Origin of the sequence: Kitasatospora sp. NPDC048540, from assembly GCF_040651175.1 — a bacterium.
Lineage (GTDB): Bacteria > Actinomycetota > Actinomycetes > Streptomycetales > Streptomycetaceae > Kitasatospora.
On record NZ_JBEZIR010000035.1, the window covers coordinates 62,147 to 73,793 of the forward strand.

12 protein-coding genes are annotated in these 11,647 nt (G+C 75.5%); 9 read left to right on the forward strand and 3 right to left on the reverse strand.

Annotated elements, in window-relative coordinates; all coding sequences use genetic code 11:
- Positions 1-52: 52 nt before the first annotated feature.
- The 6 genes from AB0D08_RS16685 to AB0D08_RS16710 all read left to right on the forward strand — a co-directional run bounded on the left by AB0D08_RS16685 (position 53) and on the right by AB0D08_RS16710 (position 6,181).
- Positions 53-1,684 (forward strand): FAD-binding oxidoreductase, encoded by a 1,632-nt coding sequence (locus AB0D08_RS16685; protein ID WP_359889449.1) that lies wholly within the window; start codon positions 53-55, stop codon positions 1,682-1,684.
- Between the two features lie 86 nt (positions 1,685-1,770).
- Entirely contained in the window at positions 1,771-3,549 is a 1,779-nt protein-coding gene (locus AB0D08_RS16690; RefSeq protein WP_033823547.1) for a pentapeptide repeat-containing protein, read from the forward strand.
- Positions 3,550-3,642: 93 nt separating this feature from the next.
- Entirely contained in the window at positions 3,643-4,074 is a 432-nt protein-coding gene (locus AB0D08_RS16695) for a GNAT family N-acetyltransferase (RefSeq protein WP_359889462.1), read from the forward strand.
- Positions 4,075-4,206: 132 nt separating this feature from the next.
- Entirely contained in the window at positions 4,207-4,902 is a 696-nt protein-coding gene (locus tag AB0D08_RS16700; RefSeq protein WP_033823549.1) for an NADPH-dependent F420 reductase, read from the forward strand.
- A gap of 180 nt (positions 4,903-5,082) precedes the next feature.
- The gene (locus tag AB0D08_RS16705; RefSeq protein WP_033823550.1) at positions 5,083-5,364 is read left to right on the forward strand and encodes a hypothetical protein; all 282 of its coding nucleotides are present in this window, start codon (positions 5,083-5,085) and stop codon (positions 5,362-5,364) included.
- A 1-nt stretch (position 5,365) separates the two neighbouring features.
- A complete protein-coding gene (locus AB0D08_RS16710) occupies positions 5,366-6,181 on the forward strand; it encodes a hypothetical protein (RefSeq protein ID WP_051813779.1) in 816 nt (271 codons plus the stop codon).
- Between the two features lie 28 nt (positions 6,182-6,209).
- On the opposite strand, the gene AB0D08_RS16715 is transcribed toward AB0D08_RS16710, so the two are convergent.
- Positions 6,210-7,118 (reverse strand): LysR family transcriptional regulator, encoded by a 909-nt coding sequence (locus AB0D08_RS16715; protein ID WP_033823551.1) that lies wholly within the window; start codon positions 7,116-7,118, stop codon positions 6,210-6,212.
- 80 nt (positions 7,119-7,198) lie between these two features.
- Here AB0D08_RS16715 and AB0D08_RS16720 point away from each other — a divergent pair, with 80 nt between their 5' ends.
- Positions 7,199-8,125, forward strand: coding sequence for a DMT family transporter (locus AB0D08_RS16720; protein WP_359889464.1), 927 nt, complete (start codon positions 7,199-7,201; stop codon positions 8,123-8,125).
- A gap of 189 nt (positions 8,126-8,314) precedes the next feature.
- Here AB0D08_RS16720 and AB0D08_RS16725 read toward each other — a convergent pair whose 3' ends face one another.
- Entirely contained in the window at positions 8,315-9,253 is a 939-nt protein-coding gene (locus tag AB0D08_RS16725; RefSeq protein WP_359889454.1) for a zinc-binding dehydrogenase, read from the reverse strand.
- 89 nt (positions 9,254-9,342) lie between these two features.
- On the opposite strand from AB0D08_RS16725, the gene AB0D08_RS16730 reads away from it, so the two are divergent.
- A complete protein-coding gene (locus tag AB0D08_RS16730) occupies positions 9,343-9,786 on the forward strand; it encodes a MarR family winged helix-turn-helix transcriptional regulator (RefSeq protein ID WP_033823553.1) in 444 nt (147 codons plus the stop codon).
- 148 nt (positions 9,787-9,934) lie between these two features.
- Here AB0D08_RS16730 and AB0D08_RS16735 read toward each other — a convergent pair whose 3' ends face one another.
- Positions 9,935-10,822, reverse strand: a complete 888-nt coding sequence (locus AB0D08_RS16735; RefSeq protein ID WP_051813781.1) for an alpha/beta fold hydrolase — start codon at positions 10,820-10,822, stop codon at positions 9,935-9,937.
- A gap of 281 nt (positions 10,823-11,103) precedes the next feature.
- Between AB0D08_RS16735 and AB0D08_RS16740 the strand changes: the two genes are divergently transcribed.
- On the forward strand, positions 11,104-11,647 hold a 544-nt coding region (locus tag AB0D08_RS16740), incomplete at its 3' end, for a hypothetical protein (protein WP_359889457.1).

Consider the following 11,647-nt stretch of genomic DNA (forward strand, 5'->3'; position numbering starts at 1 on the left):
CCGCTAGCGTCGGCGGGACACCGGGCCGAGTCCGCCGACGACGGGAGCACCCATGTCCGATCCGCAGTCCCCCGCAGGGCCCGGGCCGGGGCCCGCGCCGCGCCGCCGCAAGTTCTGGGGCTGGGGCTACGAGGACGAACAGCCCTCCCGCGCCGACGTGCTGGCCATCGCCGCACAGGCCAGGGCCACCCTCGGCTTCGGCGGCGAGCGGGTCCTCGACCCGCCCTCGGTCGCGGACCTGCGGCTGCCCGACCCCCGGCTGGCCCCGCCGGCCTCGCTCGCCCCACTGTTCACCGCCTCCCCGTACGAGCGCGCCGCCCACGCGTACGGGAAGTCGTACCGGGACGTGGTCCGTGCCTTCCACGGCGAGTTCCCGCACCCGCCGGACCTGGTGGCGCTGCCCGGGGACGAGGACGGGATCGCCGCCGTGCTGGAGTGGTGCGCGCACGTCGGCGCGGCGGTCGTCCCGTACGGCGGCGGGACCAGCGTGGTCGGCGGGGTGGAGCCGCCGGCCGGGGAACGGTTCGCGGGGACGGTCTCGCTCGACCTGCGCGGGCTGGACCGGGTGCGGGAGGTGGACACCGCCTCCTCGGCCGCGCTGGTCCAGGCGGGCGCCCTGCTGCCGGAGGCCGACCGGCAGCTGCGCGGACACGGGCTGACGCTGCGCCACTATCCGCAGTCGTACCGGTTCGCGACCGTCGGCGGCTCGATCGTCACCAGGGCGGGCGGGCACTACGCGACCGGCCGCACCCACCTCGACGACTTCGTGCAGTCCGTCCGGGCGGTCACCCCGGCGGGGCTCTGGGAGAGCCGGCGGCTGCCCGCCTCCGGCGCCGGGCCGAGCCCCGACCGGCTGATGATCGGCTCGGAGGGGGTCCTCGGGGTGGTGACCGAGGCCTGGCTGCGGGTCCAGGACCGGCCGCGGTTCAAGGTGTCCGCCACCTTCGCCTACCCGGACTTCACCGCCGGGGCGCGGGCCGCCCGGGCGATCGTCCGCTCCGGCCTCCAGCCCGCCAACTGCCGGCTGCTCGACCCGGACGAGGCCCGGCTGAACCAGGCCGGGGACGGGAAGGAGGCCGTGCTGATCGTGGGGTTCGAGTCCGCGCACCACCCGCAGGACGGCCTGCTGGACCAGGCCGCCGGCCTCGCCCTGGCCCACGGCGGCCGCCGCCACGACGGATCCGGCGACCCGGCCGGCCCGGCCACGGCGGCCGAGAAGCAGTGGCGGGACGGCTTCCAGGCGGCGCCGTACCTACGGGACGCGCTGGTCGCGGCGGGCATCCTGGTCGAGACCTTCGAGACGGCCGTCACCTGGGACCGGTTCGAGGAGCTGGACGCCGAGCTCCACCGCACCGCCCGCCGGGCGGCCGCCTCGGTCTGCGGCGCCGCCGCCGTGCACCGCAGGCTCACCCACGTCTACCCGGACGGCGCCGCCCTGTACTTCACCGTGCTCGGCCCGGCCCGCCGCGGCTCCGAGCTCCGCCAGTGGGACGACATCAAGACCGCCGTCGGCGAGGCCCTGCTGGCCGGCGGGGCCACCATCACCCACCACCACGCCGTCGGCCGCGACCACCGCCCCTGGTACGACCGGCAGCGGCCGGACCTGTTCGCCCGGGCCCTCGGCGCCGTCAAGGCGGAGCTCGACCCCGAGGGGATCCTCAACCCCGGTGTCCTGCTCGGCTGACGGCGCGGGCCCCCGGCCCTGACTCCCCGGGCCCGGGCTCCCCGAACCCCCCACCGGCCGGGCCCGGCTGCGCCAGGATGGAGGCCATGAGTCGCACGCCCGTTCCCGCCACCTCGTCCGTACCGCACCGGCTCGGCCGCCTCACCGCCACCGAACGCCGGATCTGGCAGGCCTTCCCGCACGGGGACCCGGTCGATCTGCGGACCGGCGACCCCGACGCCGACCGGCCGGCCGCCGCGGAGCACTGGGCGCCCGAGCGGTCGGTCCGCGGCGAGGTGATCGCGGCGCTGCTGCTCGGGGCGTGCCCGCAGGCGGCCGGGGCGGTGGCGGCGCTCCGCGTCGCCGGGGCGCGGATCACCGGACCGCTGCGGCTCGACCACGGCCAGGTCTCCTGCGCGCTGCAGCTGCGCGGGTGCCGGTTCGACGGGCCGATCGACCTGGACGGCGCCGTCACCGGCTCGGTCGACCTGGGCGGCTCCCGGCTGACCACGCTCAGCGCGTACGGCGCCCAGATCCGCGGCACGCTCGACCTGCGCGACACGGTGGTGACCGGCGGCACGGCGCCGGACGGCGGAACTGCGGCGAGCGAGGACGCGGCGGCGGGCGGCGGGGCGGACCGCGCCGTGCACGCCGACGCGATCGTGGTCGACGGCAGCCTGCACGCCAACCGGGCCCGGATCACCGGCCCGTTCAACCTGATCAACGCCCGGATCGGCGGCCGGCTCACCCTGATCGACTCCGAACTGGTCAACCGCGCCCCGGGCGGCACCGCACTGAACGGCGGCGGAATGCAGATCGGTCGCAGCCTGTTCGCCCAACGGATCTCGGTGGTCGGCGAGTTCCGGATACCGGGGGCCCAGATCGGCAGCTCGCTGCTGCTCACCGGAGCCCGGCTGGACGGGCGCGGCGGCACCGCCCTGCACGGCGACTCGCTGCGGGTGGCGAGCGACGCCTCGCTGCGGCCCGCCCAACTGCCCGGACAGCGGGAACCGCGCCCGTTCACGGCGATCGGCACGGTACGGCTGCCCGGGGCCCGGTTCGCCGGCGAGCTGGACCTGGGCGGGGCCCACCTGACCCCGACCCCCGGTCAACCGGCCCTGCATGCAAGCCGGTTGACCGTCGACGGCATTCTGCGGCTCGACGACGGCCTGCGGACCGACGGCGAGATCCGGCTGACCGGCGCCCGGATCGGCGGCCACCTCGACCTGGCCGGAATGGCCAGCCCGGACGCCCGGCTGACGCTGTACGCGGCGAATGCCGCCGGCGGCGTCCGGGACGACCCGGACAGCTGGCCCGGCCGGCTCAACCTGGACGGCTTCACCTACGGCCCGTTCAGCGACTACGTCGGCGCCGCCGGCCGGCTGCGGGTGCTGGCCCGGCAGACCAGCCGCGAGGACCACGACCGGATCGGCGCGTTCCGCGCCCAGCCGTACGAGCAACTGGCCTCCTACTACCGCTCCCTGGGCAACGACGGCGAGGCCAGGACCGTCCTGCTGGCCAGGCAGCGGGCGCTGCGGGCGACCTTCCCGTGGTGGCGGCGGATCCCGGGCCGGCTGCTGGACCTGCTGGTCGGCTACGGCTACCGGCCGGCCCGGGCGTTCGGCTGGGCGGCGGGCCTGCTGCTGGCGAGCAGCGCCTACTTCAGCCGGGTCCGGCCGCAGCACGTGGCCTCCGACGACACCTCGGAGTTCAACCCGGTGCTGTACGCGGCCGACCACCTGATCCCGGTGGTCCGCTTCGGCCAGTCCGAGGCCTGGCAGTACCACGGCGTCCCGGCCGTCGTGACGGTGGTGCTGACGCTCCTCGGCTGGACCCTGGGCATCGCCATCGCGGCGGCCGCCACCCGCACCTTCAACCGCAACTAGTGCCGCGTCGAGGGGCCTTCGGTGCCGTGGGTCTCATCTGCTACGCCCCGCAGGCGCACTGCCTGCGGCCCTGAAGCCCGCGTCGGGTAAGATCTGCAGACCATGAGCGACCCTTACATACTGGAGGCGGGCGTGCCGCCCGTCGAGGTCTACCGCCGTCTGCGGACCGACGCGGGGCTGTCCGACAAGGCCCCCGAGGCCGCCGCCCTCGGCCTGGCCGGCACCTGGTTCGGCGTGGTCCTCCACCACGAGGGCCGGCCCATCGGCATGGGGCGGATCATCGGCGACGGTGGCACGGCGTTCCAGGTCGTCGACATCTGCGTCCACCCCGCCCACCAGGGCAGGGGCCTCGGACGGCGCATCATGGCCGCGCTGACCGGGGAGCTGGAGCGCCGCGCCCCCGCCACCGCGTACGTCTCCCTGATCGCGGACGGGCCCGCCCGCTTCCTGTACGAGAAGTTCGGCTTCACCGACACGGCCGCCCACGGCTCGATCGGCATGTACCGCACGATGCGCGGGAGCTGACGCTCCTGACGGGCCGTCGGTCCTGACGCGCCGCGGGCGTCGTCCTGCCACCGGCTGCCGCGACTGCCTGGTTGCATGGTGCCGACCTCCGGTCCACCTCCGACCCCGACCCCGACCCCAGGAGCAGCACCCGTGAAGATCGCGATCATCGGCGCCGGCAACATCGGCGGCACCCTGACCCGGCGCCTGTCCGCCCTCGGCCACGAGGTGTCCGTCGCCAACTCCCGCGGCCCGCAGACGCTCACCGCTCTCGCCGCCGAGAGCGGTGCGACGGCGCGGCCGGTCGAGGAGGTCGCCCGCGGGGCGGAGCTGGCCGTGGTGACGATCCCGCAGGGCAAGGTCCCCGAGCTGCCCGCCGGCCTGTTCGACGGCGCCGCCGAGGGGCTCGTCGTCGTCGACACCGGCAACTACTACCCCCGGCAGCGCGACGGCCGGATCGCGGGGATCGAGATCGGCAGCACCGAGAGCCGCTGGGTGGAGCAGCAGCTCGGACGCCCGGTGGTCAAGGCGTTCAACAACATCTACGCCCACCACCTCGCCGATCTCGGGCGCCCGGCGGGTGCGCCGGACCGGATCGCGCTGCCGGTCGCCGGTGACGACGAACGGGCCAAGGCCGTCGTGTGCGGGCTGGTGGAGTCCCTCGGCTTCGACGCCGTCGACGCGGGTTCGCTGGAGGACTCCTGGCGCCAGCAGCCCGGTACGCCGGTGTACACCACCGACCTGGACGCGGGCGGCGTACGCCGGGCCCTGGCCGAGGCCGACCCGGAGCGCTCCCCCGACTGGCGCGCGACCCCCGACAGCCCCGGCAGCTTCGAGCACCCCGCCTGAGCCCGGCGCACGGGCGCGCCCGGCCCGCGTACCGGAGCGCGCGGGGCGGACAGCGGTGGCTGCACGCTCCGCCGTCCGGGTTGATCGGTCGCCGTCCCCTTGCCGCCGCGGTGGTCCGAACGGGTACATGGAGCTGGCCGTACGTAGCCGAATCGAGGCCCGTCCACCCCGGGGAGCGCCATGCCCTCCTTCACCATCACCGACCGCGGCGGCGTGAGCTTCCCCCCGGGCGACCACACCGCCGTCGCGTTCTTCTGCGACAACACGCTCGACGGCTCCCCGCAGGCCGCGCTGCGGGTGGTGGTCTGGTCACCCGGCCACCCGGACGTCCACCGGGTCGCCGTCGGCAACGACGGCGGCCGTCAGGTCGTCGTCCCGTTCGCCGATCCGGCCGCGACCCACACCGTCACGGTGACCCGCACGGACGGTCTGTCGTTCCCGGTCTACGCCGCGGTGACCTGAGATGGCCGCCGCGGAGCCGGACTTCGTCGTCACGCACCAGGGCGGGGTGACCTTCGCCGAGGGGCAGTACACCGGTGTGCGGTTCTTCTGCGACCACACCCTCGACGGGTCGCCGCGGGCCGCGCTGCGGGTGGTCGTGTGGTCCGGTTCGGCCGACGTGCGGTACGTCGCCGTCGGCAACGACGGCGGCTCCGCGGTGACGGTCCGTTTCGCCCGCCCGCTGCTCACCCACACGGTCACGGTGACCCGGACGGACGGCCTGTCCTTCCCGGTGCACGCCGTGCTCGACCGCGACCCGGCCTCCGGGTCCGACGGCACGCCCACCACGCCCACCACCCCCGGGCCGATCCCCACCTCGCAAATCGACTTCTCCGGCGCCGGGTCGTGGTCCAGCGGTTCGGCGGCCTGCGTGGGCTACATCGACGAGGCGCTGGACGCGATGGGGATCACCGATCCGGGCGCCCGCCGGTCCTGGGAGCTCGGGATGGACACCATCGCGTCCAGGGAGTCCGCCTACAACTCGCCCCGGTGGCAGATCAACACCTCGGACGCGAACGCGGTCGGCCCGCCCGTCCCGGAGGACTCCGCCCGTCCCGGGGCGCCCTTCCAGTGCTCGCGCGGGGTGGCCCAGTGCATCCCCCAGACCTTCGCCGGCTACCACCAGGCCGGTACGTCGGTGCGGATCTACGACCCGGTCGCCAACTTCGCCGCCGCGATGAACTACGTGATGGACGCCTACGGCGTGGCGCGGGACGGCCACGACCTGGCCGCCAAAGTGCAGCAGGCCGATCCGGACCGGCCTCCCGCCGGGTACTGAGACCGCAGGGACAACGGTGCGCACGGCGCTACCCGTCCGCCCCGCGCTGGACGGCGGCGGCCGCGCGGTGCAGTTCGGCGAGCACCGTGCGCACCGCCCGGCGGGCCAGGCGCTCCGGGCGGTGCAGGACGTCGACGTGGCGTCGGGCGGGAACGCCGGTGAGCGGACGCAGGACGAGGGCGGGGTGCCGGGGCGTGGTCCAGCGGGGCATCAGGGCGAGGCCGCCGCCGGCGGCGACGGTCTCGGCGACCACCGCGAACTCGTTGATGCGGTGGACGATGTCGAGCCGGCGGTTCGCGGCGGCGGCGATGGCGTGGACGGTGGCCATCAGCGGGAAGCCGTCGTGCACGGTGATCCACGGCTCCCCCGCCACGTCACGGGGGGTGAGGTGGGCCTTGGCGGCCAGCGGGTGCCCGGCCGGCAGAGCCACGTCCAGCGGTTCGAGCAGCAGGGTGGAGACGGTGACGGCGGCGGGCCACGGCGGTGCGTGGTCCAGGTGGTGGGCGATCACCAGGTCGTAGTCCCGGGTCAGCTTCGGGAAGTCGTCGCGGGCGACGTCCTCGTCGGCGAGCGAGAGCCGGGGGCGCCCGGAGCCGGTCCGGTCCCGGAGCAGGATCGGGAAGAACGTGGAGGCCGCGCTGTGGAACGCGGCGACCGACACGTCCGCGTCGGGCCGGTCGACGAACTCGTCGACCACGCGGCGCGCCCGGGCGAGCGCGGTCTCCACCTCCACGGCCGCGGCGGCCAGCGCCCGGCCGGCCTCGGTGAGTACCAGGCGGCGGCCTTCGCGTTCGGTGAGCGGGACCGGGATCGGGCGTTGCAGCAGCTGGAGCTGTTGCGAGACCGCCGAGGGGGTCATCGACAGGGCCTCGGCGGCCGCGGTGACGCTGCCCAGTTCGCCGAGCTCGCGGAGGATGCGCAGCTGCCGTTCGTTCATCCCGACAGTGTAGGGAAACTGAATGGTCCATGAAGAAGGTCGCTCTTGGCTTCAAGATCCCGGTGCTGCACCGTAGGGACGTGATCCAAGCCCGCCGCACGGATGCGGTCCTCCTGCTCGTCGCCCTGGTCTGGGGTTCCAGTTATCTGGCCGCGAAGACCGCCACCGCCGCCCTGCCGGTGCTGGTGGTGCTGTTCGCGCGCTACCTGCTCTCCGCCGTCGCCTGCCTCGTCCTCGCGGCGCCGGGCCGGCGGCGCGGGTCCTGGACCCGGGCGGAGGTCCGGGTCGGGGCGGTGCTGGGTGTCACCCAGGCGGCCGTCCTGGTGCTGGAGACGTACGGGGTCGCGCACACCAGCGCCGCCAACGCCGGGCTGATCATCAGTCTGACCATCGTGCTCACACCGCTGCTGGACCGTTCGGCCGGCACCGGCCCGCTGCCGCCCCGGTTCTTCGCCGCGACGGCGGTGTGCCTGCTGGCCGTCGGGCTGCTGATGTCCGGCAACGGCTTCCACCGGCCGGGCACCGGCGACCTGCTGATGCTCCTCGCCGCGGTGGTCCGCGCGGCCCATGTCGCGCTGGTGGGCCGCCTGACGGCCCGGCACCCCGTGCGGCCGATGCAGCTGACGGCGGTCCAGACGGTGGTCGGGACGGCACTGTTCGCGCTGCCGGCCGCGGGCGGGGTGCCGGCACTGGCCCAGGCGCCCGCCGCGGCCTGGGCGCAGCTCGGGTACCTCGCGCTGTTCTGCAGCGTGTTCGCGTTCGTGGCCCAGACGTGGGCCGTGCAGCGGACCTCGGCCAGCCGGGCCAGCCTGCTGCTGGGCACCGAGCCGGTCTGGGCCGTGGCGGTCGGCATCTGCCTGGGCGGGGAGAGGTTCGGCGTGTTCGCCGCGCTGGGCGCGGTGCTCATGGTCACGGGGACGTACTGGGGCCAGGCCGTCGAACGGGCGCACCGCGCCACCGCCCACCGGCGGACCCCGAGCCGGGCCACGGCACCGGCCGGCACCTGAACCCCCGCCACCCACCCGGCCGTCAGGGCCCGCGGCACGGTCGGGACGGTCGGGACGGCACCTCGGGCCGTGGCGGGCGCGGGGTGCCGGGGGCGGCCACGACGGTGGGGCATCGGGGTGATCACACGCGTCTGCGTGTTCCTCGGCAGCGGCACCGCTGCGGCGTCGGTGATCCGGCGTCGCCCGTGATCACCGGGACGGCGCCCGAGGGACCAGGACGACCTTGCCGAGGTTGCGGCGCTGCTCGATCAGGGCGTGGGCCCGGGCGGCATCGTCGAGGGGGATCTCCTCGTGCACGACGGTGCGCAGGGCGCCCGCGTCGCGCATCTGCCAGAGCTCGCGCCGCCAGCGGTCGTAGAGTTCGGGCTTGCCGACGGCGATGGCCCGCATCTGGAAGCCGATCACCGACGCTCCGCGGACCAGGAGTTCGTACGCCTCCACCGTGCCGCCGCCCGAGCTGAAGGCCACCAGCCGGCCGCCCGTCGCCAGGGCCCGTACAGCGGGGCCGAGAAGGTCACCGCCGACGCCGTCGAGTACGACGTCGTACGGGGCGCCCCAGTCGGCGTCCTCGTAGCGGACGACCTCGTCGGCGCCCAGCCCTCGGACGAAGTCGGCCTTGTCGGCGCTGCTGACGGCGGCGACGACGCGTGCCGCCCCACCGGCCTTGGCGTACTGAAGGGCGAGCGTGCCCACGGCGCCGGCCGCCGCCGTGACCAGGACCGACTCGCCGGGCTCGACACGCGCGGCCTCGTAGGCACCGCGCGCGACCAGCCCGCTGCGGACCAGCGCGACCGCCTCCACGGCGGGCGCGCCGTCCGGGATCGGGGACGTCATGGCGGTGTTCAGCACCGCGAACTCGGCGTAGGCGTCGGCGAAGCACAGCCCGGTGACGCGGTCCCCGACGCCGAAGGCGGTGACTCCCGCACCCAGGGCGACGATCACCCCGGCGACCTCGCCGCCGAGCGGGACCGGCCCGCTGCCCTCCCGCACCTTGCGCACGGTGGGCAGGGTCACCCCGACCGCCTCGACCCGGATCAACACCTCTCCGGCTGCCGCCTCGGGCCGGTCGGCCTCCTCGGCGAACAGCAACTCGGCTCCACCGTCGACCTCATGGCGGATGCGCAGCACAGGACCTCCCCGATCCGGACTCATTGGATGCCCCAACGATAGGGCGAGTTTCATTGGGAAGTCCAATGACTTTTGGATAGTCTGGGTCCATGACCTCCGACCTCCGACGCATCCAGTCCCTGCCCACGTGGCTCGTCGGCCGTGTTGCGGCGCGCGGCCGGGCTATGGTGGCCGACGCCATCGCCGCGGAGGGGCTGAAGCTCATGCACCACGCGGTACTGGCCGCGACGGCCGAGTACGGGCCCGCCACCCAGGCCGACCTCGGCCGTCGGCTGGGCGTCGACCCCAAGGACATGGTCGGCTTCCTCGACCACCTCCAGAAGGAGGGCCTCGTCCTGCGCGCCCCCCACCCCTCGGACCGCCGCAAGAACGCCGTCACCGTCACCCCGGAGGGCACGGCCGCCCTCACCCGCTGCGGAGCCCTGGCCGAGGCCGCCAACGCCGAGCTGCTGGCACCCCTCACCCCGGACGAGCAGCGGCAACTGCTGGCCCTGCTGAGCCGGCTTCACGAAGCACCGGAGACCCCGGCCTGATCACAGGTGACCGACCGGACGGCTCCTGAGCCCCACCTGGACGCGCCGGCGAATCGCCCGGGTACGGCCGGACGAGGGCGCTCCGCCGGCCCGCCCGGCCGGGCGCCCGACGCCGCGCACCGATCCGACGCGAACCGTCGGACACCGCCTAGCGCGGCCCGCCGGCCGTGTCCGGGTGGGCGCCGCGGGTCCAGGCGACCAGGTCGCGGGCGAGCGGGGCGGCGTGGCGGGCCCAGCGGAAGTGGTCGAGGGGGCCGCCGGCCGCGTCCCGGGCGGTGTAGCCGCGGCGGTCGACCGGCGCGTTCGGCACCTTGCCGCAGAGGTGGTCGACGGCGCCGGGCGGCGCGAGGCGGTCGCCCTCCACGTCCACCGCGAGCACCGGCACCCGCAGGCCGCGCAGGGTGTCCTCCATGTCGGCGCCGGCCAGCCGGTAGCGGCCGGTCCGGGCCTGGTGGGCCCAGTCGATGATGACGCCGGCCGGCTGGCGGCCGCCGAAGCCGAGCCGGTGGCCCGGCCAGTGGCCGAGCGCGGCGGCGGTGAGGGCCATCAGCCGGCTCGCGACGAACAGCCCGGGGGCCCGCCGGCCGTACGCGCGGTGGTAGACGGATCCGGCCGCGACCAGGGCGACGGCGTCGGGCGCGGGAGTGCCGCGTTCGGCCGCCTCGGCGGCCTGGACGAGGGCGAGTTGCCCGCCGAGGCTGTGCCCGCAGACGGTGAGGGCGGCCTGCGGCAGGCGCGTACGGATGACGGCGACAGCCGCGCCGAGGTCGTCGGTGAGCTGGCGGTAGCCGGTGGTGCGGGGCACCTGCCCGCGCGCGCCGCTCCCCCGGTGGTCCAGCACCAGTGCGGTGGCGCCGGCGGCGTGCAGGTGCTCGGCGAACCGCCGGTAGAACCCGACCGGTGTGCCCATGGCCGGGGAGACCAGCACCACCGGCGCACCCGGATCGTCCTGGGCCAGCCCGTGCAGCGGGAAGGCGGCACCGTCGGGCGCCTCGACCTCGAGGTGGCGGGGAAGTTCCGCCCGTGTCTGCGGCATCCGACGGAGTATGGCACACGCGTACGACACGGGGGACGCCCGCGCCGCCCGCCGGGAGAGCGGCAGAGCGTCAACGACCCTACCCCAACGGGGCATTGACATGGACCTGCAACCAGGACTTAACCTGGCGTGCGCTACCGATCGGTAGCTTCGGTTCTGAACCGGACCGGGTCAAGTCGCACGGCACCTCCGAACACCCCGCGGAGGAGCAGCCCCCGTGCGCCCCGGCCCGGGAGTCGCACATGCCCCCAACCGCGTCGTGACTCACCCTCGGAGAGCCCATGAGGCCCACTTTTCCGCCGGCCGACCTCGTCATCGGGATCACCCCCTTCCTCGAACCCGACGCCGGCCTAGCGGAGGCCCTCTGCCGCGCCGGAGCGCTCGGCGTACTGGACCTCGGCACCGGCGACCGGCACGCCCGCGAGCAGCTCGCCGCACTCCGTGAACGCGCCCCGGGCCGCTTCGGCCTGCGGGTGCAACCCGGCTGCCGGCTCTCGCCCGCCGACCTCGACACCCCCGGCGCGGCCGCACCGCACACCCTCGTCCTGCCCGCGGACCTGCCCGGCTGGGACCTCGGACCGCTCGGCACCCGCTACCGCCTGCTGGCCGAGGTGACCGACCTGGCCCAGGCCCGCGCCGCCGTCGGCGCCGGGGCGCACGGCCTGATCGCCCGCGGGGCCGAGAGCGGCGGCCGGGTCGGCGAGTTGAGCACCTTCGTGCTGCTCCAGCAGTTACTGGGCGCCCCGGAGCTCGGGGTACCGGTGTGGGCGTGCGGAGGCATCGGGCCGCGCACCGCGGCGGCCGCGGTCGCCGGCGGCGCCGCGG